This window comes from Bacillus sp. SDLI1, assembly GCF_001553895.1.
Lineage (GTDB): Bacteria > Bacillota > Bacilli > Bacillales > Bacillaceae > Bacillus > Bacillus siamensis.
Genome location: NZ_CP013950.1, coordinates 3,965,575 through 3,991,759 on the forward strand (window position 1 = coordinate 3,965,575; position 26,185 = coordinate 3,991,759).

At 47.2% G+C, this 26,185-nt stretch carries 29 protein-coding genes; 28 read left to right on the forward strand and 1 reads right to left on the reverse strand.

The features are described from left to right. Nucleotides 1-34 precede the first annotated feature (34 nt). The 26 genes from hepS (at nt 35) to AUL54_RS19475 (ending at nt 23,998) form a co-directional block, all read left to right on the forward strand. On the forward strand, nt 35-790 hold the full coding sequence (hepS, locus tag AUL54_RS19350) for a heptaprenyl diphosphate synthase component 1 (protein WP_060964887.1): 756 nt from the start codon (nt 35-37) through the stop codon (nt 788-790). 5 nt (nt 791-795) lie between these two features. Further along, nucleotides 796-1,497 (forward strand): demethylmenaquinone methyltransferase, encoded by a 702-nt coding sequence (menG, locus tag AUL54_RS19355; RefSeq protein WP_060964888.1) that lies wholly within the window; start codon nt 796-798, stop codon nt 1,495-1,497. Nucleotides 1,498-1,525: 28 nt separating this feature from the next. Beyond that, nucleotides 1,526-2,488 (forward strand): heptaprenyl diphosphate synthase component II, encoded by a 963-nt coding sequence (gene hepT / locus AUL54_RS19360; protein ID WP_016939103.1) that lies wholly within the window; start codon nt 1,526-1,528, stop codon nt 2,486-2,488. A 119-nt stretch (nt 2,489-2,607) separates the two neighbouring features. Continuing rightward, nucleotides 2,608-3,054: a nucleoside-diphosphate kinase gene (gene ndk / locus AUL54_RS19365; protein ID WP_003153455.1), complete on the forward strand. Its 447-nt coding sequence runs from the start codon at nt 2,608-2,610 to the stop codon at nt 3,052-3,054. A 189-nt stretch (nt 3,055-3,243) separates the two neighbouring features. After that, nucleotides 3,244-4,014, forward strand: coding sequence for a protein-glutamate O-methyltransferase (locus AUL54_RS19370; protein ID WP_060964889.1), 771 nt, complete (start codon nt 3,244-3,246; stop codon nt 4,012-4,014). Between the two features lie 71 nt (nt 4,015-4,085). Then, entirely contained in the window at nt 4,086-5,258 is a 1,173-nt protein-coding gene (gene aroC / locus AUL54_RS19375) for a chorismate synthase (protein WP_047475720.1), read from the forward strand. Then, complete coding sequence (gene aroB, locus AUL54_RS19380; RefSeq protein WP_060964890.1) at nt 5,258-6,346, forward strand: 3-dehydroquinate synthase; 1,089 nt, start codon at nt 5,258-5,260, stop codon at nt 6,344-6,346. The genes aroC and aroB overlap by 1 nt, the downstream gene beginning before the upstream one ends. Next, entirely contained in the window at nt 6,343-6,726 is a 384-nt protein-coding gene (aroH, locus tag AUL54_RS19385) for a chorismate mutase (protein ID WP_045510999.1), read from the forward strand. The genes aroB and aroH overlap by 4 nt, the downstream gene beginning before the upstream one ends. 224 nt (nt 6,727-6,950) lie before the next feature. Continuing rightward, on the forward strand, nt 6,951-8,498 hold the full coding sequence (trpE, locus tag AUL54_RS19390) for an anthranilate synthase component I (protein WP_060964891.1): 1,548 nt from the start codon (nt 6,951-6,953) through the stop codon (nt 8,496-8,498). Beyond that, nucleotides 8,470-9,486, forward strand: coding sequence for an anthranilate phosphoribosyltransferase (gene trpD, locus AUL54_RS19395; RefSeq protein ID WP_060964892.1), 1,017 nt, complete (start codon nt 8,470-8,472; stop codon nt 9,484-9,486). Before trpE ends, trpD begins: the two co-directional genes overlap by 29 nt. Then, nucleotides 9,479-10,231 carry an indole-3-glycerol phosphate synthase TrpC gene (gene trpC, locus AUL54_RS19400; RefSeq protein WP_060964893.1) on the forward strand — a complete coding sequence of 251 codons (753 nt, stop codon included), beginning with the start codon at nt 9,479-9,481 and terminating at the stop codon, nt 10,229-10,231. The genes trpD and trpC overlap by 8 nt, the downstream gene beginning before the upstream one ends. Nucleotides 10,232-10,235: 4 nt before the next feature. Then, nucleotides 10,236-10,889, forward strand: coding sequence for a phosphoribosylanthranilate isomerase (locus tag AUL54_RS19405; RefSeq protein WP_060964894.1), 654 nt, complete (start codon nt 10,236-10,238; stop codon nt 10,887-10,889). After that, on the forward strand, nt 10,870-12,072 hold the full coding sequence (gene trpB, locus AUL54_RS19410; RefSeq protein WP_060964895.1) for a tryptophan synthase subunit beta: 1,203 nt from the start codon (nt 10,870-10,872) through the stop codon (nt 12,070-12,072). Before AUL54_RS19405 ends, trpB begins: the two co-directional genes overlap by 20 nt. Then, on the forward strand, nt 12,065-12,862 hold the full coding sequence (gene trpA / locus AUL54_RS19415; protein ID WP_060964896.1) for a tryptophan synthase subunit alpha: 798 nt from the start codon (nt 12,065-12,067) through the stop codon (nt 12,860-12,862). The genes trpB and trpA overlap by 8 nt, the downstream gene beginning before the upstream one ends. 11 nt (nt 12,863-12,873) lie before the next feature. Then, the gene (hisC, locus tag AUL54_RS19420) at nt 12,874-13,956 is read left to right on the forward strand and encodes a histidinol-phosphate transaminase (RefSeq protein WP_060964897.1); all 1,083 of its coding nucleotides are present in this window, start codon (nt 12,874-12,876) and stop codon (nt 13,954-13,956) included. 51 nt (nt 13,957-14,007) lie between these two features. After that, entirely contained in the window at nt 14,008-15,123 is a 1,116-nt protein-coding gene (locus AUL54_RS19425) for a prephenate dehydrogenase (protein WP_060965138.1), read from the forward strand. 11 nt (nt 15,124-15,134) lie between these two features. Next, nucleotides 15,135-16,421 (forward strand): 3-phosphoshikimate 1-carboxyvinyltransferase, encoded by a 1,287-nt coding sequence (gene aroA, locus AUL54_RS19430; RefSeq protein ID WP_060964898.1) that lies wholly within the window; start codon nt 15,135-15,137, stop codon nt 16,419-16,421. Nucleotides 16,422-16,738: 317 nt separating this feature from the next. Next, nucleotides 16,739-18,010, forward strand: a complete 1,272-nt coding sequence (locus tag AUL54_RS19435; protein WP_060964899.1) for a tetratricopeptide repeat protein — start codon at nt 16,739-16,741, stop codon at nt 18,008-18,010. 73 nt (nt 18,011-18,083) lie between these two features. Next, the gene (locus AUL54_RS19440; RefSeq protein ID WP_060964900.1) at nt 18,084-18,623 is read left to right on the forward strand and encodes a ReoY family proteolytic degradation factor; all 540 of its coding nucleotides are present in this window, start codon (nt 18,084-18,086) and stop codon (nt 18,621-18,623) included. A gap of 54 nt (nt 18,624-18,677) precedes the next feature. After that, the gene (locus tag AUL54_RS19445) at nt 18,678-19,124 is read left to right on the forward strand and encodes a YpiF family protein (RefSeq protein ID WP_060964901.1); all 447 of its coding nucleotides are present in this window, start codon (nt 18,678-18,680) and stop codon (nt 19,122-19,124) included. Nucleotides 19,125-19,262: 138 nt separating this feature from the next. Continuing rightward, nucleotides 19,263-19,766: a Rieske (2Fe-2S) protein gene (locus AUL54_RS19450; protein WP_003153484.1), complete on the forward strand. Its 504-nt coding sequence runs from the start codon at nt 19,263-19,265 to the stop codon at nt 19,764-19,766. 1 nt (nt 19,767) lies between these two features. Then, on the forward strand, nt 19,768-20,442 hold the full coding sequence (gene qcrB, locus AUL54_RS19455) for a menaquinol-cytochrome c reductase cytochrome b subunit (RefSeq protein WP_003153485.1): 675 nt from the start codon (nt 19,768-19,770) through the stop codon (nt 20,440-20,442). 31 nt (nt 20,443-20,473) lie between these two features. Then, nucleotides 20,474-21,241 carry a menaquinol-cytochrome c reductase cytochrome b/c subunit gene (locus AUL54_RS19460; RefSeq protein ID WP_003153486.1) on the forward strand — a complete coding sequence of 256 codons (768 nt, stop codon included), beginning with the start codon at nt 20,474-20,476 and terminating at the stop codon, nt 21,239-21,241. Between the two features lie 107 nt (nt 21,242-21,348). Continuing rightward, entirely contained in the window at nt 21,349-21,942 is a 594-nt protein-coding gene (locus tag AUL54_RS19465; protein WP_060964902.1) for a lipoprotein heptaprenylglyceryl N-acetyltransferase LhaT, read from the forward strand. Nucleotides 21,943-22,009: 67 nt separating this feature from the next. Further along, nucleotides 22,010-22,792 (forward strand): sporulation protein YpjB, encoded by a 783-nt coding sequence (gene ypjB, locus AUL54_RS19470; protein WP_060964903.1) that lies wholly within the window; start codon nt 22,010-22,012, stop codon nt 22,790-22,792. A 30-nt stretch (nt 22,793-22,822) separates the two neighbouring features. Further along, nucleotides 22,823-23,998, forward strand: a complete 1,176-nt coding sequence (locus AUL54_RS19475; protein WP_060964904.1) for an oxalate decarboxylase family bicupin — start codon at nt 22,823-22,825, stop codon at nt 23,996-23,998. Nucleotides 23,999-24,021: 23 nt separating this feature from the next. Here the strand turns inward: AUL54_RS19475 and AUL54_RS19480 are convergent, their stop codons facing one another. Beyond that, a complete protein-coding gene (locus tag AUL54_RS19480) occupies nt 24,022-24,894 on the reverse strand; it encodes a YitT family protein (protein WP_060964905.1) in 873 nt (290 codons plus the stop codon). Between the two features lie 142 nt (nt 24,895-25,036). On the opposite strand from AUL54_RS19480, the gene AUL54_RS19485 reads away from it, so the two are divergent. Together AUL54_RS19485 and dapB are read left to right on the forward strand one after the other, a co-directional pair. Continuing rightward, nucleotides 25,037-25,372, forward strand: coding sequence for a nucleotide pyrophosphohydrolase (locus AUL54_RS19485; RefSeq protein ID WP_003153495.1), 336 nt, complete (start codon nt 25,037-25,039; stop codon nt 25,370-25,372). 8 nt (nt 25,373-25,380) lie between these two features. Next, entirely contained in the window at nt 25,381-26,184 is an 804-nt protein-coding gene (gene dapB, locus AUL54_RS19490) for a 4-hydroxy-tetrahydrodipicolinate reductase (RefSeq protein ID WP_060964906.1), read from the forward strand. Nucleotide 26,185: the final 1 nt, after the last annotated feature.

Sequence of the window (26,185 nt, forward strand, 5' to 3'; positions counted from 1 at the left end):
AATAAATGTGAATTTGGGGACAAGGGTGATATTTTTGCAAGACATCTACGGAACTTTAGCGAATTTAAATACGAAATTAAAACAAAAGCTGTCTCATCCTTATTTAGCGAAACATATTTCTGCGCCGAAAATCGATGAGGATAAGCTTCTTCTTTTTCACGCTTTGTTTGAAGAGGCGGACATTAAGAACAACGACAGAGAAAATTACATAGTAACTGCGATGCTTGTCCAAAGCGCCCTTGATACCCACGATGAAGTGACAACAGCCAGAGCGTTAAAGCGAGACGAAAATAAAAACCGGCAGCTCACCGTGCTTGCCGGCGACTATTTCAGCGGACTGTATTATTCGCTTTTATCTGAAATGAAGGATATCTATATGATCCGGACGCTCGCTACGGCAATTAAAGAAATCAATGAGCATAAAATCCGTCTGTACGATCGGTCTGTCAATGACTTGAACCAATTGATCGAAAGCATGGCGATTGTGGAAGCGGCCCTGTTTAACAGAGTGTCAGACCACTTTAATCTTCCGCGCTGGAAAGAGCTGGCGAGTGATTTTTTTGTGTATAAGCGGCTGATGAACGGCAATGCTATATTTCTCGATGTCATCGGCAATATTGTAAAGTCAGGGAAATCAAAGGCTGAAATACTGGAAGAAAGCTTCCGAAAGGCGAAACAAAGCATTGAAACGCTGCTGCCGCTCAATTCACCAATCCAAAATCTAATGCTGAACCGGCTTAAAGCGATCAGCCAAGACAAAACATATCATCAGAAAGTGGAAGAAGGGTAATCAACATGCAGGAGTCAAAAGAACAGCGCGTACACGGCGTGTTTGAAAAAATCTATAAAAATTATGACCAAATGAACTCTGTCATCAGTTTTCAGCAGCATAAAAAATGGCGCGACAAAACGATGCAGATCATGAATGTGCAAGAAGGCGCAAAAGCGCTTGACGTCTGCTGCGGGACGGCTGACTGGACGATTGCCCTCGCAGAAGCTGCCGGAAAAAGCGGCGAAATCAAAGGGCTGGATTTCAGCAAAAATATGCTGAGCATCGGCGAGAAAAAAGTAAAAGAGGGCGGTTACAGCCAAATTGAGCTTTTGCACGGAAACGCAATGGAGCTTCCTTTCGCTGATAATTCTTTTGATTTTGTCACCATCGGCTTCGGACTCCGGAACGTTCCCGACTATCTGACCGTGCTGAAAGAAATGCGGCGCGTCGTCAAACCGGGCGGACAGGTCGTATGCCTGGAAACATCCCAGCCGGAAATGATCGGTTTCAGACAGGCATATTTCCTTTATTTTAAATACATCATGCCTTTCTTCGGAAAAATGTTTGCGAAGAGCTATAAAGAATATTCTTGGCTTCAAGAATCAGCAAGAGAATTTCCCGGTATGAAAGAGCTTGCGCGTCTGTTTGAAGAAGCGGGCCTGACGAATGTCAAATACCATTCGTTTACCGGCGGAGTGGCCGCTACGCATATCGGCTGGAAATGATGAATATACAGATGTTTGGGTGAATGATATGAAATTTAAAATGGCCTATTCTTTTTTAAATGATGATATTGATGTGATCGAAAGGGAGCTTGAGCAGACGGTACGGTCTGACTATCCCTTGCTGAGTGAAGCCGGGCTCCATCTGCTTCAGGCAGGAGGCAAGCGGATCCGCCCTGTTTTCGTATTGCTTTCCGGCATGTTCGGCGACTATGACATTAATAAAATAAAATATGTTGCGGTGACGCTGGAAATGATTCATATGGCGTCCCTCGTGCATGACGACGTCATTGATGACGCCGAGCTGCGGAGAGGAAAACCGACCATTAAAGCCAAATGGGACAACCGCATCGCCATGTATACCGGTGATTATATGCTTGCGGGCTCGCTTGAGATGATGACGAGACTGGATGAGCCGAAAGCCCACCGGATCCTGTCCAAAACCATCGTAGAAGTATGCCTCGGAGAAATTGAACAGATCAAAGATAAATATAATATGGAACAAAACCTCAGAACCTATTTACGCCGCATCAAACGGAAAACGGCGCTTCTTATCGCCGTCAGCTGCCAGCTCGGCGCCATCGCTTCGGGAGCTGATGAAAAGATTCATAAAGCATTATATTGGTTTGGTTATTACGTGGGCATGTCCTACCAGATTATTGATGATATCCTTGATTTCACTTCAACGGAAGAGGAGCTGGGAAAACCGGTCGGAGGAGATCTGCTGCAAGGAAATGTCACTCTGCCCGTTTTGTACGCGCTGCGTCAGCCTGAATTGAAAAATCAGCTGAAATTAATTAACAGCGAAACAACACAGGAGCAGCTCGCCCCCATTATTGAAAATATTAAACGCACAGATGCGATTGAAAAATCAATGGCCGTCAGTGACAGATACTTAAAAAAAGCGTTTGAAAAGCTGAATACGCTGCCGAGAGGACGTGCGCGTTCATCCTTGGCCGCCATTGCCAAATATATCGGCAAACGGAAATTTTAAATCCTTTTACGAACAAGATGTGAACATTCTCCGCCCTGGATTGATTAATTGTCAGAAAGATGTTACGATTTCGGTGTGCAACTTGAAAGCCTATACATAATGATGGGGTGGAGAATCTTATGGAAAAAACTTTTATCATGGTAAAACCGGACGGCGTACAGCGCCAGCTGATCGGAGAGATTTTATCGAGATTTGAGCGTAAGGGCTTACAATTGGCAGGAGCCAAGCTGATGCAAGTTTCAGAACAGATGGCTGAAAACCATTATGCTGAACATAAAGGGAAACCGTTTTTCGGTGAGCTTGTGGAATTCATTACATCAGGACCCGTATTTGCAATGGTATGGGAAGGGGAAAATGTAGTAGAGATCACAAGACAGCTGATCGGAAAAACAAACCCGAAAGACGCACTGCCAGGCACGATTCGCGGTGACTACGGCATGTTTGTCGGCAAAAATATCATTCACGGTTCAGACTCCTTAGAAAGCGCTGAACGGGAAATTGACATTTTCTTTAAACAGGAAGAGCTTGTACCGTATCAAAAATTAATGGCCGACTGGGTGTACTAAGCCGTCAGCCTTTCTTTTTCTCTTGTTATGAAAAGGTTTACATATTTTAAGAAAGACAGAGGCTGCGCTGCCCTGTCTTTTCATTTCTCACAAATCAGCCTGCGGGCTGATTTTTTTATTGAAATCGTACAAATTAGAAAGAAAACAGGCTATACTAGGACAAAAGACAGCGAGATTGGGAGAGAAGCAATGGAGCCTTACGACATTTTTATCACCAAGTGGAAGAAAATAACCGGTGTTGATTTATCTTTATACAAAGAAGCACAAATGAAAAGGCGGCTGACGTCCCTTTATGAAAAAAAGGGATTCAAAGATTTTCAGGAATTTGCCGCCGCTTTGGAGAAAGACAAGCTTTTATTAAATGAAACATTGGACAGGATGACAATCAATGTTTCTGAATTTTATCGAAATTATAAACGATGGGAAGTTCTTGAAACCTCAATTCTTCCGTTAATAAAGCATAACAAACCGTTAAAAATATGGAGTGCGGCCTGTTCAACGGGGGAGGAACCCTATACCTTGGCCATGATTCTCAATCAGCAGGCGGGTTTGGCCGGCTTTGATATATTGGCGACAGATATTGATGAAAAGGCGCTCGGCAAAGCCAAGCGGGGCATCTATCAGGAGCGGTCCCTGCAAGAGGTGCCGGCTTCCATAAAAAGCCGCTATTTCACCAAGCAGGCTGACAACAGCTATCAAGTAAAACAAGAGATTCAGAAAAACATCCGGTTTAAGCGGCACAACCTGCTTGCCGACAGCTATGAACAGGATTTTGATCTGATCGTCTGCCGCAATGTTTTTATTTATTTTACTGAAAAAGCGAAAGAAGAGCTGTATGTGAAAATGGCGGGCAGCCTGAAAAAGAACGGAATTCTGTTTGTCGGAAGCACAGAACAAATTTTCAGCCCGGAAAAATTCGGCCTTGAAAGCACTGATACATTTTTTTATCAAAAAAGATAGAAGACATTTTATGAAAACTTGTGTTATAGTTTTACTTAAAAGCGTTAATGTGATGAAGGGAGAAGAACGAAATGAGATACTTAACAGCCGGAGAATCACACGGTCCGCAGCTGACGACCATTATAGAAGGTGTGCCTGCGGGGCTTTATATAACTGAGGAAGATATTAATTTTGAGCTTGCCAGACGCCAAAAAGGGCACGGGCGCGGACGGCGCATGCAGATTGAAACGGACAGAGCGAAGATTACGAGCGGCGTGCGGCATGCCCGGACACTCGGTTCACCCATTGCGCTCGTTGTAGAAAATAAAGACTGGACCCACTGGACAAAAATCATGGGTGCCGCACCGATTACAGAAGAAGAAGAAAGTGAAATGAAACGCCAGATTTCAAGACCGAGACCGGGGCACGCGGATTTAAACGGCGCCATTAAGTACAATCACCGCGATATGAGAAATGTGTTAGAACGATCTTCCGCGCGTGAGACAACGGTTCGCGTGGCTGCCGGAGCCGTCGCTAAAAAGATTTTAGCGGAGCTTGGCATTACAGTGGCCGGACATGTTTTGCAAATCGGCGGGGTAAAAGCCGAGAAGACCGACTACACATCCATTGAAGATCTCAAGCGGGTAACGGAAGAATCACCGGTCAGATGCTACGATGAAGAAGCAGGCCGTCAAATGATGGCAGCCATTGATGAAGCGAAGGCAAACGGCGACTCAATCGGCGGAATCGTTGAAGTGATTGTCGAAGGCATGCCGGTCGGTGTCGGAAGCTATGTCCATTATGACCGTAAACTGGACAGCAAGCTCGCCGCTGCCGTTCTGTCGATCAATGCTTTTAAAGGTGTCGAGTTCGGCATCGGTTTTGAAGCGGCCGGCAAAAACGGCAGTGATGTTCATGATGAAATCGTGTGGGATGAAGAGAAAGGCTACACACGCGCTACAAATAGGCTCGGAGGATTAGAAGGCGGTATGACGACAGGTATGCCGATTGTCGTCCGCGGTGTTATGAAACCGATCCCGACTTTATATAAGCCGCTGAAAAGCGTTGATATTGAAACGAAAGAGCCGTTTTCAGCGAGCATTGAACGTTCAGACAGCTGCGCGGTTCCTGCGGCAAGCGTCGTGGCTGAAGCGGCAGTGGCCTGGGAAATCGCAAATGCCGTCGTAGAACAATTTGGCCTCGACCAGATCGACCGCATTAAAGAAAATGTTGAAAACATGAAGAAACTATCGAGGGAATTCTAATGAAGGAGCTTGAGGTTCGGACGGCTTCCTCCGCATATCCCGTGTATATCGGTGAAGGCATCAGGAAACAGGCCGCTGCCCTTCTGACTTCACTGAACAGGCCGCTGACAAAAATCCTGCTCGTCATCGACGCTGAAGTCGACCGGCTTTACGGTGATGAGATGTTCCGGCTTCTAAACGAAACATGGCCCGTGAAAAAAGTGATCGTCCCGAGCGGAGAAGAAGCGAAGTCTCTGAAAGAGTATGAACGGATTCAATCGGAAGCGATCGCTTTCCATATGGACCGCTCTTCATGTATGATCGCCTTCGGAGGCGGTGTGACGGGTGATTTGGCCGGCTTTTGCGCAGCGACTTTTATGCGCGGAATTGATTTCATCCAAATGCCGACGACACTGCTTGCCCATGACAGCGCGGTCGGCGGCAAGGTGGCCGTCAATCATAAACTCGGAAAGAATTTAATCGGAGCGTTCTATCAGCCGAAAGCGGTGATTTATGATACGGAGCTTCTGAAAACCCTGCCGGAACAAGAGCTGAGATCGGGTATGGCTGAGGTGATAAAACATGCGTTTATCGCCGACCACGCTTTTTTAGAAAAGCTTCTCACGCTTGATACGTTAAACGGACTGACAAGCGCAGAGCTGAATGAAATGATTTATAAAGGAATCTCAATCAAATCGGCCGTTGTGCGTGAGGACGAAAAGGAAGAGGGAATAAGAGCTTTTCTGAATTTCGGACATACGCTCGGCCACGCCGTTGAGGCGGAATACGGCTACGGCCGGATTACACATGGAGATGCAGTCGCCCTCGGCATGCAGTTTGCCCTTTACGTGAGTGAACAAGTTGCAGGATGCAAGATGAACAGAAAAGAACTCACGCAATGGCTGATTGGGCTCGGCTACCCGGGAAGCATCAGACAAGATATTGAAACACCGGTTCTCTCCGCCCGGATGATGAATGACAAAAAAACGCGCGGAGGCATGACTCAGTTCATCGTATTGAAGGAATTAGGCGAAGCGCAGGACTGTATGCTTTCAAAAGATGAGCTTGAAAATTTGCTGAACAAATGGCGAATGGAGGAAACAGCATGATGATACGCGGCATTCGCGGAGCAACAACGGTGGAACAAGACACCGAACAAGAAATTTTAGAAAAAACACAGCAGCTGCTGGAAAAAATCATTGAACAAAATGGATGCAAGCCGGAAGACGTCGTGCAGATCCTGTTATCCGCCACGCCTGACATCCATTCCGTATTTCCGGCAAAAGCGGTCCGCCGCCTTTCCGGGTGGCAGTACGTCCCGGTAACATGCATGCAGGAAATGGATGTCGCGGGAGCTCTGAAAAAATGTATCCGTGTCCTGATGACGGTTCAGACGGATACGCCTCAAGATGAAATCAAGCATGTCTATTTAGAAAAAGCCGTTGTGTTAAGACCGGATTTATCATTGACAAAAAATACTGACATGTAATACGATAAAAAAAGCTTAGAAATACACAAGAGTGTGTATAAAGCATAGAAGCCAGATGATGAAACAGTTGAGTTTAGAATAGGGTAGCAGAGAATGAGTTTAGCTGAGCTGAGATAAACACGTTTTTATTCTGCCCAAAAGAAGCCTTTCTTTTGGGTTTATTTCATATACGCAAGACCCCTCTCACTCCTCATCTCATTCTCCTTACCGTAAGGAGGAGAATCATGAATTTACAATCGGATATTTCTTTATTTTTAAAGGACAGTCTGACACACCGCACCATTCCAATCGCAGAGACTTTTACGGTCGATACGATCACACCCATTCAGATGGTTGAAAAACTGGACAGAAACATTACGTATTTGCTGGAAAGCAAGGATGAGTCGTCAAGCTGGTCAAGATACTCCTTTATCGGTCTCGATCCTTTTATCACGATTAAAGAGAGTCATCACACATTCACTGCCGCTGATCCGAAAGGGGTTACGCTGTTTGAAGCCGGAGATTTAAAAGCCGTGCTTGACTGGATGAATGAAAGCTTCCGTATTAAAACGCCCGATCTTGATATCCCGTTTTCGGGAGGGGCGGTCGGTTATCTGAGCTATGACATGATTCCTTTAATTGAGCCTTCCGTGCCAAGCCACGCAAAAGAAACAGATTTAGAAAAATGCATGCTGTTTGTCTGTAGGAAAATCATCGCCTACGACCATGAAACGAAACAAGTCCATTTCATTCAATATGCGGCGCTTAACGGCCGGGAGACGGAAGAAGAAAAACGGGCCGTTTTTAAAGAAAATTGCGCGGAGCTTCGCAAGCTTATCGGTATTTTGACAGAACCGAAAGATATGAAAGAGCCGTTTTTTTCAAAAGGTACATTTGAAACACCGAGCTTTGCCAATGTGACATCCAATAATACGAAAGAAGAGTTTATGGCCGGCGTTAATAAACTGAAAGAATATATAAAAGCGGGAGATATTTTTCAAGGAGTGCTGTCGCAAAAGTTTGAGATCCCGGTATCCAGACATTCCTTTGAGCTGTACAGGGTGCTTCGCATCGTCAATCCTTCACCTTATATGTACTATATTAAACTGCCGGACAGAGACATTGTCGGGAGTTCGCCTGAACGCCTGATCCGTGTGCATGACAGACATCTGGAAATACATCCGATCGCCGGAACGAGAAAAAGGGGAGCCGGAAAAGAAGAGGACGAACGCCTGAAAAAAGAGCTGATGAATGACGAAAAAGAAAAAGCTGAACATTACATGCTTGTCGATCTGGCGCGCAATGATATCGGCAGAGTCGCGGAGTATGGTTCCGTAACCGTTCCGGAATTCACGAAGATCGTTTCTTTTTCACATGTGATGCACATCATCTCCGTTGTAACCGGCCGTTTAAAACAGGGGGTCCATCCGGTTGATGCACTGATGTCGGCATTCCCGGCAGGAACACTCTCGGGCGCTCCGAAAATCCGCGCCATGCAGATTTTAAATGAATTAGAACCGACTTCCAGAGAAACTTACGGCGGATGTATCGCTTATATCGGATTTGACGGTTCGATTGATTCGTGCATCACCATCCGCACCATGAGTGTCAAAAACGGTACGGCGTCGGTGCAGGCGGGCGCGGGAATAGTCGCTGATTCCGTCCCGGAAGCCGAATATGAAGAGAGCTGCAACAAAGCGGGGGCGCTTTTAAAAACGATTCAAATCGCAGAAGACATCTTTTCTGGCGGGGAGGAGAAGACGGATGAACAAATTTCTGCAATCGTGCGTTAATGGCGGCACGCTGAAAACCGGAGAAGCCGAAAAGCTGATGGAAATGATGGTGAACGGAGACATGTCGCAGTCTGAAATCGGCGGAATCTTATCGGTATTAGCCCACCGCGGTGAAACGGCGGAGGAGCTCGCCGGATTTGTAAAAGTGATGCGGGCCCGTGCGCAGACGGCAGATGGCCTGGAGGATGTCGTTGATACGTGCGGAACAGGCGGAGACGGGATTTCTACGTTTAACATATCAACGGCAGCAGCGATTACAGCCTCTGCCGCCGGAGCCAAAGTAGCAAAGCACGGAAATCGTTCCGTGTCGTCTAAGAGCGGCAGCGCGGATGTGCTGGAAAAACTGGGTGTTTCCATTCAAGCCACCCCTGACAGTGTCAAACACAGTATTGAGACGAAGCAAATGGGTTTTTTGTTTGCCCCGCTGTTTCATTCGTCAATGAAGCACGTCGCCGCTGTGAGAAAAGAGCTGGGTTTCCGAACCGTGTTTAACCTGCTTGGCCCGCTCAGCAACCCGATGCAGGCGAAGCGGCAGGTGATCGGCGTCTATTCATTTGAAAAAGCGCGCCTGATGGCAAGCGCTTTGGAACAATTTGAAGTCAGACACGTCATGCTTGTGTCGGCGCGTGACGGGTTAGATGAACTGTCCGTCACAGCACCGACCGATGTCATTGAGCTGAAAAACGGTGAACGTCTGGAATATGCCGTATCACCTGAACAATTCGGTTTTAAAGAAGGTTCGCTGAAAGATATTCAAGTGAGCTCAGCGGAAGAAAGCGCGCATCTCATTCAGAATATTTTTGCAAATGAAGCTCCGTCGTCCGCTCTGCACATTACGGCCTTAAACGCGGGAGCGGCCATTTATACGGCAGGTCTCGCAAACGATCTGAAAGAAGGAGCAAAAATCGCTTTAGAAACGATTCAAAACGGAGATGCCAAAAGGCAGCTCGAACGTCTGAAACAGAAAGAGGAAGAATTATATGCTTGATCAAATCATTCAGCAGAAGAAAGAAGAAATCAAATCCATGGTGCTGCCGGAAACCTGTCAAATTGAACGGAGATCTTTTAAGGAAGCGCTCCTGAATCCGAATCGTTTTATCGGGCTGATCGCTGAAGTGAAAAAAGCGTCGCCGTCTAAAGGACTGATTAAAGAGCATTTTGTTCCGGAAGAGATTGCGGCGGATTATGAAGCAGCCAAAGCCGACGCCCTTTCTGTTCTGACGGATACCCGTTTTTTTCAGGGAAGAAATCACTTTTTGACAGATGTTAAAAAAAGCGTTTCTCTTCCCGTGTTAAGAAAGGATTTTATTATTGACTCCCTGCAGGTGGAGGAATCGTACCGGCTCGGTGCTGATGCGATTTTGCTGATCGGTGAAGCGCTGGAACCTTCAAAGCTTCATGAGCTTTACCTGGAAGCACGTGAGAAGGGCATGGACGTTCTCGTGGAAGTCCATGATGAAACCGTGCTTGAACGGATTTTACAGGTGTTTCAGCCGGACATTCTCGGCATTAACAACCGGGACTTAAAAACGTTCCGTACTTCGGTTTCGCAAACGGAAAAAATAGCGCAGCTTGTGCCGGACGGCTGTCTGCTGGTCAGTGAAAGCGGGATCGGCTCTTTGGCTGACCTGCAATTCGTCAACAAGCACGGGGCGCAGGCTGTATTGATCGGAGAATCCTTAATGAGAGAGGATTCACAGCAAAAGGCGATCCGCGGGCTGTTCGGGGAGTGAGGGTATGAAAAAGCCTGAATTAAAGTACTGCGGAATACGATCGAAGCGTGATTATGAGCTTGCGGCAGCCTCAGAAGCGGATTACCTGGGATTTATTTTTGCCGCAAGCAAACGGAAGGTCACCCCGGATGACGTCCGGAAATGGAAACAAGAGATCCGGACAGACAAGAAACATGTCGGAGTTTTTGTGAATGAAACGATAGAAAACATCGCGCAAATCGCTTCTGATCTGTCCCTTAACGTTATCCAGCTTCACGGTGATGAATCGCCAGAGGATGCCTGCCGTCTCCGTCCTCTTGTGCGTTCTGAGATATGGAAAGCGCTCCATCACGGAGAAAGCACGCTCCGTCAGATGGCTCAATTTGCACCTGCCGTCGACGGCTATGTCATTGATTCTTCAGTCAAAGGCATGAGGGGCGGGACGGGAATCGCGTTTTCGTGGAAGCGTGTCCCTTTGTACCGGGAGCAGGCTCAAAAAGGAAACAAGCGGTGTTTTATTGCGGGCGGCGTTAATCCTGAAACGATTACCGGCTTACTGAGATCACGCCCGTGCGGTATAGATATTGCCAGCGGAATTGAAAAAAACGGACAAAAGGATCAAACACTGATCCGGCTTTTAGAAGAAAGGATGAACCATTATGTATCCATATCCAAATGAAATCGGAAGATACGGCGAATTTGGCGGCAAGTTTGTCCCTGAAACATTAATGCGGCCCCTCGAAGAAATCGAAACGGCTTTCAAAGAATTAAAGAATGATCCCGTTTTTCATGCCGAATATCAAAAACTATTGTTTGATTACTCAGGCAGACCGACGGCATTAACGTTTGCAGACAGGGTGTCGGAGTATTTGGGCGGGGCAAAAATCTATCTGAAAAGGGAAGATTTAAACCATACCGGTTCCCATAAAATAAACAACGCGTTAGGCCAGATTCTGCTTGCCAAAAAGATGGGCAAAACGAAAATCATTGCCGAAACCGGTGCGGGACAGCACGGTGTTGCCGCCGCGACAGCCGCCGCAAAATTCGGTTTTGAGTGCACGGTTTTTATGGGGGAAGAGGACGTTGCGCGCCAGTCGCTGAACGTATTCCGCATGAAGCTGCTCGGCGCAAAAGTGGTGCCGGTCTCAAGCGGAAACGGCACGCTGAAAGATGCGACGAATGAGGCGATCAGATATTGGGTCCAGCATTGTGAAGATCATTTCTACCTAATCGGTTCTGTTGTAGGCCCGCATCCGTATCCTTACATCGTTCGCGAATTTCAGAAAATCATCGGCGAGGAAGCGAAAGAACAGCTCCGCAAAGCCGAAGGAACGCTCCCGGATAAGGTTGTTGCATGTGTCGGCGGCGGAAGCAATGCGATGGGCATTTTTCAGGCCTTTTTAGAAGATGATACTGAACTGATCGGCGTCGAGGCTGCCGGAAAAGGAATTGATACACCGCTGCATGCGGCAACGGTCGCAAAAGGGAGGCTCGGGGTGATTCACGGTTCGATGACTTATTTAATACAAGATGCATACGGGCAGATTATCGAACCGTATTCCATTTCAGCAGGCCTTGATTACCCGGGGATCGGGCCGGAGCATGCCTATCTGCATAAAAGCGGCCGTGTAACGTACGAAAGTGTGACAGATGATGAAGCGATCGCCGCGCTGCGTCTGCTTTCTGAAACAGAAGGCATTCTTCCGGCTATTGAATCTGCACACGCTTTGGCCAAAGCGTTTGAAATGGCAAAAGACATGGATAAAGATAAAATCATTCTCGTCAGTTTGTCGGGAAGGGGAGATAAAGACGTTCATACGCTGATGAATGTTTTGGAAAACGAGGTGGAGACACATGTTTAATCTGCATGATTCTGAAAAACTATTTATCCCTTTTATTACAGCTGGCGATCCGCTTCCTGACATTTCTGTTGAGCTGGCAAAGTCATTGCAGAATGCAGGCGCCTCAGCCCTTGAAATCGGCGTCCCATACACAGATCCGCTCGCCGACGGCCCGGTTATTCAGCGGGCTTCAAAACGGGCTCTGGAAAACGGAATGAATATCGTAAAAGCCATTGAACTTGGCGGCAAAATGAAAAAAAACGGCGTTCATATTCCAATTATCCTCTTTACGTATTATAATCCTGTGTTACAATTAGAGAAAGAATACTTTTTCGCTTTACTGCGGGAAAACGACATAGACGGTCTGCTTGTTCCGGATCTTCCGTTAGAGGAAAGCGCCCTTTTACAAACGGCATGCAAAAAGGAGAACATCGCTTATATCTCGCTGGTTGCGCCGACAAGTGAAAACCGACTAAAAATAATTACTGAACAGGCCGGCGGCTTTGTGTACTGCGTATCCTCTTTAGGAGTGACAGGCGTACGCAGAGAATTCGATCCGTCTGTATACTCTTTTATCCGAAAAGTGAAAGAATTCAGCTCCGTTCCGGTTGCGGTCGGTTTTGGCATTTCAAGCCGCAGACAGGTTGAGGAGATGAATGAAATATCAGACGGTGTCGTTGTCGGAAGCGCGCTCGTTAAAAAAGTAGAAGAGCTTGAAACAAAGCTTGTGAACCCCGTAACAAGAGCCGATGCGCTTCTTGAATTTGAAGAATATGCAAAGACGTTCGGACGACTGTACAGTGTAAAATGAGGTGACTGGATTTGCAGATTAAAGAACAGCTGCGGCAGCTGAAACCGTATCAGCCGGGCAAACCAATAGAAGAAGTGAAAATGGAATACGGGCTTGAGAAAGTAGTAAAGCTCGCTTCTAACGAAAATCCGTTCGGCTGTTCACAGGCCGCTAAAGATGCGCTGCATCAGGAGATTGAGCAGCTCGCGCTGTATCCAGACGGTTACAGTGCCGCTTTGAGAACGCGGCTCAGTGAGCATCTGCAGGTCAGTGAATCTTCGATCATTTTCGGCAACGGCTCAGATGAGCTTGTGCAGATTATCTGCCGTTCTTTATTAAATGATCAGGCAAACACGATTACCGCCGCTCCGACTTTTCCGCAATACAGACACAATGCGGTGATTGAGGGCGCTGAAGTACGTGAGGTGCCGCTCCGCAGCGACGGTGCTCATGATTTGGATCGGATGCTGGAAGCAATTGACGGCAAGACGAAAATCATATGGGTGTGCAATCCGAATAATCCGACGGGGACGTATACTTCCGAACGGGAATTAATTTCCTTTTTAGACAGAGTTCCCGAGGAAATCCTCGTTGTACTTGATGAAGCGTACTATGAGTATGTCACGGCGGAAGATTACCCTGAAAGCATTCCGCTTTTAAAGCAATATCCGAATGTCATGATCCTCCGCACATTTTCTAAAGCGTACGGACTTGCCGCGCTGCGCGTCGGATACGGCATTGCGGACGAAGCGCTGATCCGCCAGATTGAGCCGGCGAGAGAGCCGTTCAATACGAGCAGAATCGGCCAGGCTTCGGCACTGGCTGCGCTTGATGACCAGGCATTTATTAAGGAATGTGTCGAAAAAAATAAAGCCGGTCTTAAGCAGTATTATGATTTTGCCGAAACCCACGGTTTAACATGTTATCCTTCACAAACCAACTTTGTGCTCATTGATTTTAACCGCCCGGCGGATGAAATGTTTCAGGCCCTGCTGGAAAAAGGATATATCGTCCGCTCGGGACAGGCGCTCGGATTTCCGACAGCGTTAAGGATTACGGTCGGTACGAAAGAGCAGAATGAGGAAATTCTGACAATTTTAGCTGAAATATTATAAGAGGTGATCAAGCATCACCTCTTTGCTCTATTAAACTAGATGAAAAAGGAAATGAGTGAAATGAAGGATACTATATTGCTTGCGGGGATCGGGCTGATCGGCGGATCGATCGCATTGGCCATCAAAAAGGAGCATCCGCATAAACGGATTATCGGTGTGGATATTTCGGAAGAACAGCTCACTGCCGCGCTGAAGCTCGGAATTATTGACGAGCGGGCCGGCTCATTTATGGAAGGGGCGCAGCAAGCATCAGTTATCATTATCGCCACGCCCGTCGCCCAAACGCTGAAAATGCTTGATATGCTGGCCGCCTCGGGCATCACCCATGAACTCTTGATTACGGATGTGGGCAGCACAAAACAGAAAGTCGTCAGCTACGCCGACAAAGTGCTTCCGGCTCACTATCAATTTGTCGGCGGCCACCCGATGGCGGGGTCTCATAAATCAGGGGCAGCTGCCGCAAAAGAATTTTTATTCGAAAACGCGTTTTACATTTTAACACCGGGAAAATCAACTTCTAAACAGTCAGTAACGCATCTGAAGGAGCTTCTGAAAGCGGCAAACGCCCACTTTGTGGAGATGACGCCTGAGGAACATGACGGCGTGACGAGCGTCATCAGCCATTTCCCTCATATCGTTGCTGCCAGCCTCGTACATCAGGCTCACCGTTCTGAAGAAGATTACCCGCTTTTGAAGCGTTTCGCGGCCGGCGGTTTCCGGGACATTACAAGAATAGCCTCCAGCAGTCCGGCGATGTGGAGAGACATTCTCCTTCACAACAAAGATAAACTGCTTGACCGCTTCAAAGAGTGGAAACGGGAGATTGACACGATCGAATCTTACGTAGAAAATGAAGATGCGGACAACCTGTTCGGTTACTTTAAAAAAGCGAAGGATTACCGCGACGGCCTGCCGATCCGTCAAAAAGGGGCGATCCCGTCCTTTTATGACCTTTATGTCGATGTTCCCGATCATCCGGGGGTCATTTCAGAGGTTACGGCGATATTGGCTGATGAACAAATCAGCATCACCAACATCCGTATTATCGAAACGAGAGAAGATATTAACGGAATTCTGAGAATCAGTTTCCAGACGGATGAGGACCGCAAGCGGGCGGAAATCTGCATTCAATCCCGCGCCAAATATGACACATTTTACGCTGACTGAGGTGGAAAACATTGAAAAGAGAAAAAGTGACATCTTTAAACGGTGAAATTCATATTCCGGGGGATAAATCCATCTCCCACCGTTCTGTTATGTTCGGAGCGCTTGCAGAAGGAACGACAACGGTAAAAAACTTTTTGCCGGGAGCCGATTGCCTGAGCACGATTGCCTGCTTCAGAAAAATGGGTGTCTCCATTGAACAGAACGGAAGTGATGTAACGATACACGGGAACGGCATTGACGCACTTTATGAGCCTGACAGCCTTCTTGATGTCGGAAATTCCGGCACGACCATCCGCCTGATGCTCGGCATTTTAGCCGGACGCCCATTTCACAGTACGGTAGCGGGCGACGAAAGTATTGCAAAGCGCCCGATGAAGAGGGTGACGGAGCCTTTAAAGCAGATGGGTGCCGTGATTGACGGAAGAGCGGACGGAGAATTTACGCCGTTATCTGTAAGAGGCGGACAATTAAAAGGCATCGATTATGTGTCTCCCGTCGCAAGCGCGCAGATCAAATCTGCCGTGCTGCTTGCCGGATTGCAGGCAGAAGGAACGACGACCGTTACCGAGCCTCATAAATCAAGAGATCATACAGAACGAATGCTGAACGCTTTTGGCGCTGAGCTTGAGGAGACAGCGACGAGCGCTTCCGTAACGGGCGGTCAGCGGCTTCGGGCAGCTGATATTTTCGTGCCTGGGGATATATCTTCAGCGGCCTTTTTCCTCGCGGCCGGGGCTGCCGTTCCCGGAAGCCGGATTGTGTTGAAAAATGTCGGCCTGAACCCGACGCGCACAGGGATTATTGATGTCTTAAAGCAGATGGGGGCTTCACTTGAAGTGATTCCGTCAGAAGCGGACAGCGCGGAGCCGTACGGAGATCTTGTTATCGAAGCGTCAGCTCTGAAAGCGGCAGAAATCGGCGGAGAAATCATTCCCCGTTTAATTGACGAGATTCCGATTATCGCCCTTTTGGCAACGCAGGCTGAAGGCACAACGGTCATTAAAGACGCGGCGGAGCTGAAAGTGAAGGAAACGAACCGGATCGACACCGTCGTATCAGAGCTCCGGAAAATCGGCGCAGACATTGAAGCGACTGAAGATGGCATGAAAATCCGCGGCAAAAAGACACTCGCGGGCGGCGTCAGTGTATCAAGCCACGGCGACCACCGCATCGGCATGATGCTCGGTATCGCCTCATGTCTGACGGAAGAGCCGATTGACATTCGTGATACAGATGCGATCCACGTCTCCTATCCGACATTCTTTGAGCATTTAGATCAATTAGCCAAAAAAGCCTGAAGACGATTCTTCGGGCTTTTTTCTTCATGTGTCATAAAGTCTTGAGCTTTGACATAGCTTGTCTTAAACAGGAAAAATAACAGGAAGGGGGGATGCGTTTTCGTTACAGAAACAGCCGGATCAAACCGCGCTGTTTTTCGTATAAAGATGGCGGCCCCTTTTTTGCCGTTTTCCTCCTCGCCATTTTTTGATAAACTATAATGCCGGGTGAAGCATCTTATTTGCGGGCAGACCCTGTCTGAATTATGATAAGAATAACCCGAATAAACCCTTTTCATTGGTTGATGAGGTATAGGAAAAGAAAGGACCGGTCTGATTTGAATACATTGATTCAAGATGCCATAAAATTAGTTGAAGCAGGTGAAACCGAAAAGGGACTCAAAGCGCTTTCAAAAGCTGAATCGCAGCTTCATGACGAAGACAAAGCCATTGCAGCCCAGCTCTACTATGAATGGGGAAACGCAGAGAAAGCGTTAACGCTGATCAGTGATCTGCATGACCTTTATCCGGATGAGTCTGAGCTGACGAATTTTTACGCCGAATTGTTAATAGATATTGATGAAGAAGAAAAAGCTCTTGAGGTGCTGGAGACGATATCACCAGAAGACCCGTCTTACGCGGAAAGCCTTCTTTTGATGGCTGATCTGTATCAGATGCAGGGCTTATTTGAAGTAAGTGAGCAAAAGCTGTTACAGGCGAAAGCAATGTTAAAAGATGAACCTGTTATTGATTTCGCTCTGGGAGAATTGTACTTTACACAAGGATCATACGCAAAAGCCGTTCCCTATTACGAAGAGACGGCAAAAGAGCGGAATGAAATCGGCGGTGTAAATGTTCATCAAAGGCTGGCCGAGTCATTGAGCGCGGCGGGTGAATTTGAAGAAGCGATTTCATGGTATGAAAAAGCGGCAGCAGAACATACAGAACCGAATACGATTTTCGGGTACGGCTTCACAGCCTATCAGGCGGGGATGGTCAAAACCGCCATTAAGCAGCTTTCTGATTTAAAAGGGCTTGATCCTTCTTATTCATCGCTTTATATGCCGCTTGCAAAAAGCTACGAGGCAGAGGGCATGTATGAAGATGCATTAAAAACCGCTAAAGAAGGTATTACTTACGATGAATACAATAAAGAGCTTTTTCTCTATGCGGCGAAAATGGCGTTAAAGCTCGGCAACGAAGACGAAGGCAAAAAGCTTCTTCAGGAAGCGCTGGCGCTCGATCCGGGTTATGTGGAAGCGCTCCATACGCTTTTAGCCGTCTATCATAAAGAAGAAAGCTATGAAGAGATTATTGATCTGATTCAGGAAGTCCGCGGCTACGGTGAAGAAGATCCGAAATACAATTGGTATTTGGCGGGCGCCTATACGGGTCTGGAGCAATATGACGAAGCGAAAAAAAGCTTTGAAGCTGCGTACCTCCATTACCGGGAGGATCGGGATTTCTTATATGAATACGCTCATTTCTTATTGGAAGAGGGTCTCCAGAAAGAAGCGCTGCCGCTTTTAAAACAAGTGCTTTCAATGGATGGAACAAACGAAGAGCTTGAAGAAACAATCTTACGGATAGAGGACGAATTTTTGAGATAAGCAGGATTTTGGACCATGCTTGCTGAATGTATAAGTGATGTCAGATTATACGATCGATAGAGGAGGGAATTACATGCAGACCCCTGTTTCTGTCAATGAAAAAAAGGATTTTATCCGTTGGTTTTTAAATCATTATCAGCTTAAACGCCGGGAGTGCGTCTGGATTTTAAATTATTTAATGAGTCATGATACATTAATGGAGAAGGTCCATTTTGTAGAACAAGCTGAATTTTGCCCGAGAGGCATTATCATGTCTGCTCATTGCGTTGATGAGGTGCCGTTTAGGTTTTACAAAGAAAATGTCATGACCACGGACGCAGAAAAATCTTTTCACGACATCCGGCTGAATAAGCAGCAGGATTTATTTATCCAGCTGAATTTCCGTTCGGCCTACAGCTCGCCTGAATATGCTGCTGTTCTTGAATTAAATCCGCATCTGCCGAAAGACCTGTTTGAAAATAAACAGGATCAGGGGATGGCCGAAAAAATATTAGAACATGCCATATCCACTTTCCAGCGGGAAAAGCTGCTTGAAGATATCGACGAGGCGCTGGACCGCCATGACAAAGAAACATTTGAAAAGCTTTCCCGCCAATTGAATCAGCTCACATAAATGACAGCCTTGCAGAATATGCAAGGCTTGTTGCGTAAGGAGGAGGAACCAGACATGAGATGGAGGGCCGCTGATGCCGATGTCTATTTGCAATCTGCGGATTACATTGATACCGCTGTCATTCCGTTAATTTCCATAACATCTGCAGGAGGCTTAAAAGAGGCCGTTGAACGGGGGGAGAGCACCCAATTGCTTTCTGAAGAGCTTGAGCGCCAGTTGAAGGGACGGGTATATTTATTCCCTTCTTATACATATGTTGATATAGATCAATCACAGATCACCCTGCTGCAAAAATTCAAAGAAGAGGTGATGACCAGCTTCCGGCATGCCTTGTTTCTGACGGCAGACGAAAAATGGAAGGACTCTGGAATAGGATCTGATGTCATATACATACCAGCAGTCCCGTTTGAACATATGAAAGACTCTTTAAAGAGAAAAATAGCGGATGATAAGTGCGGGGAAATTTTGAACGTTTTGTTACAGAAGTGGAACAATTCTTAAAAACTCCAGACATCACGCAAAACAGCCATTTTGCCTCTGTTGACCTTGCTGAAAGATTCATATATTATGAGGGTGTCAAATCTCAGAATTATTTTCTATTTTAGTTAATTTTTGGTCAATCTTTTAGGGGGGGAAGAGATGGGCGGAAAACAAGATATATCAAGAAGGCAATTTTTAAACTATGCGCTCACTGGCGTGGGGGGATTTATGGCCGCCAGTGCGCTTATGCCTATGGTCCGTTTTGCGCTGGACCCGGTATTAAAACCGACCGGAGATCAAAAAATGGTGCAGGTTGTCAGCGTCGATGAACTGACGAAGGAGCCGAAACGGTTTGACTTTAAAATTCATCAGGTCGACGCCTGGTACGAATCGGAAGAATCCAGGTCAGCCTGGGTCTATAAGCATGGCGATGAAATTATAGCGCTTTCGCCGATCTGCAAGCATTTGGGCTGCACCGTAAACTGGAACAATGATCCTAAAAATCCGAACAAATTCTTTTGTCCCTGCCATTACGGGCTGTATGAAAAAGACGGCACGAACGTTCCGGGCACGCCGCCGCTCGCGCCTCTTGACCGTTATGAGCAAAAAGTAAAGGACGGCTTTTTGTATCTTGGAAAAGCAAAGCCTAGGGGGGAAGGGTGACATGCTGAACAAAATTTATGACTGGGTGGACGAACGTCTCGATATTACGCCGATGTGGCGGGATATCGCCGACCATGAAGTGCCGGAACATGTGAATCCAGCTCACCATTTCTCGGCTTTTGTCTATTGTTTCGGCGGATTGACGTTTTTTGTAACCGTTATCCAAGTGCTGTCCGGGATGTTTTTAACGATGTATTATGTGCCGGATATTAAAAACGCGTGGGAATCTGTGTATTATTTGCAGAATGAAGTCGCTTTCGGACAGATTGTAAGGGGTATGCATCATTGGGGGGCAAGTTTAGTCATTGTGATGATGTTTTTACATACGCTGCGGGTTTTCTTTCAGGGAGCTTATAAAAAGCCTCGGGAATTGAACTGGATCGTCGGTGTTCTGATCTTTTTTGTGATGCTTGGTCTCGGTTTTACAGGGTATCTGCTTCCGTGGGACATGAAGGCGCTGTTTGCGACAAAGGTAGGTCTTCAGATTGCGGAGGCGACGCCGTTGATCGGAGCGCAGGTGAAAACCCTTCTTGCCGGCCACCACGATATTGTCGGCGCCCAAACGCTGACGAGATTCTTTGCGATTCACGTGTTTTTTCTCCCTGCCGCTTTGTTTGCGCTCATGGGCGCCCACTTTGTCATGATTCGCAAGCAGGGAATTTCAGGACCGCTTTAATACAGATCTGATATAAAAGGGAGGGGATGACATGCACCGGGGGAAAGGAATGAAGTTTGTAGGAGATTCAAGGATTCCGGCTGAAAAAAAACCGAATATACCGAAAGACTATTCAGAGTATCCGGGAAAGACAGAGGCATTCTGGCCGAACTTCCTGCTGAAGGAATGGATGGTCGGAGCCGTTTTCCTCGTCGGATTTCTCGTTTTGACGATAGTGCACGAGCCGCCTTTGGAACGGGTTGCGGACCCGACGGATACGGGCTATATACCGCTGCCGGATTGGTATTTTCTATTTTTATACCAGCTTTTAAAATATGAATATGCCGCGGGGAGCTACACTGTTATCGGCGCGATGATTATACCGGGGCTTGCCTTCGGATCGCTGCTTTTGGCTCCGTTTCTCGACAGGGGCTCTGAAAGAAGGCCGTGGAAGCGTCCGGTTGCGGTCGGCATGATGCTTTTGGCGCTTTGCGCTACGGTTTTTTTAACGTGGCAGTCAGTCGCGACGCATGACTGGGCGAAGGCGGAGGAGCAAGGGAAAATCAAAAAAGAAGCCGCCATTGATACCGAATCAGACGGTTATAAAGTATTTAAAGAACAAGGCTGTATTTCCTGTCACGGGGATAATCTTCAAGGCGGAGGCGCCGGTCCCTCCCTGGTCGATAACGGGCTGAGCCCGGAAGAAATTAAAAAGATCGCCGTCAAAGGGAAAGGGCAGATGCCAGCCGGTATTTTTAAAGGGAATGATAAACAGCTTGATCAGCTGGCGAAGTTCATTTCTGAAACGACAGCGAAATAACGTATTGTGAAGCGGACAAAAGCAGGATATACTTTTATGAAAAGAGCTGACCGGATGTCAGCTTTTTTTGCATGATACATACTTTTTACGGACTGAGAGTTGATGGTATGAGGTGGATTTCTTATCTTTTAGGACGGCGCGGCATGCTTCTGCTTGTTCTTGCCGTTAATTTTATCGGTACCGTGTACGGCTATTATTGGTATTTGCCGCAGCTTGCGGACACGCCGTTCCGTTTTCTGATATTTGTGCCTGACAGCCCGACGGCGACGTTTTTCTTCCTGTTCGTGCTTTTGGCATTTCTCATGAGAAGAAACGCGCCGCTGTTTGAAGCGCTTGCGCTTGTAACCCTTGTAAAATACGGGCTGTGGGCGGTCGGAATGAATATCTTTGTGCTGATTAAAATGGGGCAGATGCCTTGGGAAGGGTACATGCTGATTGCTTCACATTTCGCCATGGCCGTTCAAGGCGTTTTATACAGCCCGTATTTTCGGTTCCGGTTATGGCATCTTGCCGTTGCCGCTGTTTGGACGCTTCATAATGACGTCATTGATTATCTTTTCGGCATGATGCCCCGCTATTCAATGCTCAGTGCTTATATGCAAGAGATCGGCTATGCCACATTCTGGCTGAGCCTGTTTTCACTCGGCCTTGCATACGTTTTGGTGATTTCCAAAAGGCGGATAAAGCTTGACTTACACTGATAGAATCTTGGTCTAACCTTGTCCCGCTCTTCATATTCTGTAAAGAGAAGGAGTGGGAGGGACCTCTATGAAACGAAAGCTGACAATCTGTCTTTTGCTTGCTCTTATGTGTTTCATCACAACTGCTAAAGCTGAAGGTGAGGGCGGTCTCAAGGAACTGAACGACCTTTCGGATACCGTTTTCCAGATGACGAGGCATTCGCAGTATGATGAGGCCCTGCAAGTGCTTGGCTACTTTAAGAAAAAAATGACACACGTAAACTCACTGACCGGCGGCGAAGTCAGGCAGGTGACTCTGGGCTGTAATGATTTAGAGCGCGCCTTGAAGCAGGCGGATGCCTCAGATTCCGAAAAAATTCGCGCAGCCGCTCAGTTCAGGCTTGTAATGGATGCGATGGAAGACCACTCCGATCCGCTGTGGGGTTCGCTTGAAAGACCGATTATGGCGACATTCAGCGCCTTAAAAGAAGATGTCAGCGGGAACGGAAGTGAGAATTTCAATGAAAAGTGGAATGAATTTATATCATTATATGATTTAATTTATCCCAGCCTGACAATGGATGTGTCGGCCGGCCAGCTTGATACGGTGGCGAAACATATCGAGGTGATTGAGCAGGAAGGGTTTCAGCAGATGACAAAAGGAACAAAGCTTGAGCGTCTGACGCTCCTGCAGCAGGATTTAAAACGTGTATTTGACAAGGTGGAGCGGGATGACGCTGATCCTTCGCTGCTCTGGGTCATTCTGACAACAGGCGGTATCATTATTACTGCGCTGACATATGTCGGCTACCGAAAATACAGAGCGGAAAAAAAGAAAGAGAAAAAGCGTGAATATCCTAAGTCTAAATAAACACAAATTGCTGTAAAGGAGCTAAAGCCAGTGAAAAAACTCATCCAGCAATTGGCTTCAAAACACCTCCCGCAGCCGATCAGAGGCAGAAAAGGGGCGACTGATGAAGGACCGCGGAACCTCGCGCGTGACTTCCAGAATCCTGACATGCTCGTTCCGCCTTCAACGGATGCGGGAACGGTTCAAAACTTGAAATTCTCTTTTTCTGATACGCATATGAGGCTTGAAGACGGCGGATGGTCAAGAGAAGTGACGGTCAGGGAACTGCCGGTGTCCAAAAACATCGCGGCGGTGAACATGAGACTGAAACCGGGAGCTGTGCGGGAACTTCATTGGCATAAAGAAGCCGAATGGGGATACGTGATAAACGGAGAAGTCCGTTTAACCGCAGTCGACCAAAACGGGCGGAATTTTATTGACAACGTCAGTGAAGGGGATTTGTGGTATTTTCCTTCCGGCATCCCTCATTCCATTCAAGGGATGGAGCAGGGCAGTGAGTTTTTGCTTGTCTTTGATGACGGCTCTTTTTCAGAAAACAGCACCTTTTCAGTAACGGACTGGTTTGCCCACACCCCGCGCAGCGTGCTGGAGGCGAACTTCGGTGTTCCTGGATATGACTTGGCCTACATTCACAAGAAAGAGCGTTACATGTTCCAGCTGGACCCGCCTCCCCCGATTGAACAGGCAGCCGTTTCTTCCCCGGAAGGCACCGTTTTGGAGCCGTTCAGCTACAAGCTCTCCCGGCAGGAGCCTCTTGTTACCAGCGGGGGAAGAGTCAAGATCGTCGATTCCAAAACGTTTAAGGTGTCAAAAACAATTGCCGCCGCTCTTGTGGAAGTCGAACCCGGAGGCATGAGAGAATTGCATTGGCATCCGAATACGGACGAGTGGCAGTATTATCTTTCGGGAGAAGCGAAAATGACGGTGTTTGCGGCGGAGGGAAGAGCGCGGACATTTAACTATCAAGCGGGTGACGTAGGATATGTTCCTTTTGCGATGGGGCATTATGTCCAGAATATCGGTGACACCGTGCTTCGCTTTCTGGAAATTTTCAAAAGCGACCGTTTTGAAGACGTCTCCCTAAACCAATGGCTGGCACTGACGCCGCAGCGCTTCGTCGAGCAGACGCTCAATGTCAGTCCGGCATTCGCCCGCCGATTGAAAAAGAAAAAATCACCGGTTGTCAAATGGAAACACGAACAGTAAAGGCGGCAAAAGCCGCCTTTTTATTATCGTCTGATCGGATTTTTATTTTCATCAAGCGTAAATCCTTCTCCGAGTACGTCATGGACGTCGCTTACGGCAACAAAGGCGTGCGGGTCAACAGAAGTGATGACGCTTTTTAAAAGCACAATTTCGTTTTTCGGAACGACGCAGTAAAGAACGTCTCTGTCTTCTTTTGTGTATGATCCTTGTCCTTTTAAAACGGTGACGCCGCGTTCCATCTCATCTATGATCTTTTGCTGGATCAAATCGTTTTTCGAAGAAATAATCGTTGCCCCTTTTGCGGCATAACCGCCTTCCTGTATAAAATCAATCAATCGCGCAGCGACAAAAACGGCTACAAGCGTGTACATCGCTTCCTTGTAAGAAAGATACGTAAACAAAGAAAGCAGAATGACGCAGGCATCAAAGGCAAACATCGTCCGGCCCATCGGGATTCCGAAAAATTTATTAATCAGCCTGGCGATGATATCAACTCCGCCCGTCGTGCCTCCGTATTTAAAAATAATGCCGAGACCCGCGCCGATAAATACACCCGCGAACAAGGCCGCCAGAGCTAAATCATGCGACAGCGGCATATGAATTTCGTAACGCTGAAAAATACTCAGAAAAACGGAAAGAGAGACGGTGCCGATCAGGGTATAGACAAACATCGTCCGGCCGAGCATGCGCCAGCCGATGAAAAAGATAGGAATGTTTAATACCAGGTTGGAAATAGAAGGGCTGATGTGGAATAACGCATATAAGAGCAGCGTAATGCCGGTAAATCCGCCTTCCGCCAAATTGTTCTGCATATTAAAGTGAACCAGTCCGAATGAAAAAACAGCGGCGCCGATTAAAATAAAGCAAATGTTTTTGATTCTGATTTCTCCAAGCATTGCATCAAACCCCTTTTCCTTCCATTAGATTGCGTAAATATTATAGTGGATACAAAAGAAAACAGCAAACTGCCGTTTTTAACATTTGTCAAATGTACTTGAATTAGCTAACATGGAAGAGATGACAGGAGGTATTCGCACAGTGAGTGACAAAACGATGAAAGACTTACAAGCTGAGGTCGATGAATATATCGGCCAATTCAAAGAAGGCTATTTCAGCCCGCTTGCCATGATGGCCCGTCTCACCGAAGAACTGGGCGAACTTGCAAGAGAAGTCAACCATTACTATGGGGAAAAGCCGAAGAAAACGACGGAAAATGAGAAAAGCATGGAGGAGGAAATGGGCGACGTGCTGTTCGTCCTGATCTGCCTCGCCAACTCCCTTGATATTTCATTGGAGGAAGCTCATAACCGCGTGATGCATAAATTTAATACACGGGATAAAGACCGCTGGACGAGAAAAGAAGAAGGAAAGTAGGAGAAACCATGTCAAATGAAACCATTAAAGTCGTAATCGCCGGACCGAGAGGCAGAATGGGCCAAGAAGCCGTAAAACTTGCCGTCCGCACGCCACATTTTGAGCTTGTCGGCGCCATTGACCATACATACGATCAGCAAACATTGCGAGAAGTGATGTCAGCTGATTCAGATGCCCTTATTTATACGGATATCCGCGCATGTTTCCAAGAAACACAACCGGATGTGCTGATCGATTTAACAACGCCTGAAATCGGCAAAAAACATACGAAAGCGGCTCTTGAACACGGCGTCCGTCCTGTTGTGGGAACGACCGGATTTTCCGAAGCGGATTTAGAGGAGCTTCAAGCTTTGACTGAAGAAAAAGGAATCGGCGCCATCATCGCTCCGAACTTTGCATTAGGCGCGGTGCTGATGATGAAATTCTCACAAATGGCCGCCAACTATTTTGAAGATGTAGAAATCATTGAGCTTCATCATGATCAAAAACTGGACGCACCGAGCGGAACGGCGCTGAAAACAGCGGAAATGATCTCAAGCGTCCGTACAGAAAAGCAGCAGGGTCATCCTGATGAAAAAGAAATCCTGCCGGGCGCCCGCGGTGCTGAATTAAACGGCATCCGCCTTCACAGCGTGCGTCTGCCGGGCCTTATCGCCCATCAGGAAGTCATGTTCGGCATGGACGGACAGACGCTGAAATTACGTCATGATTCCTATAACCGGGCTTCCTTTATGTCAGGAGTGAAGCTGTCAGTGGAGCAAGTGATGAAAATCGACCAGCTTGTGTACGGCCTCGAAAATATTATCGACTGAA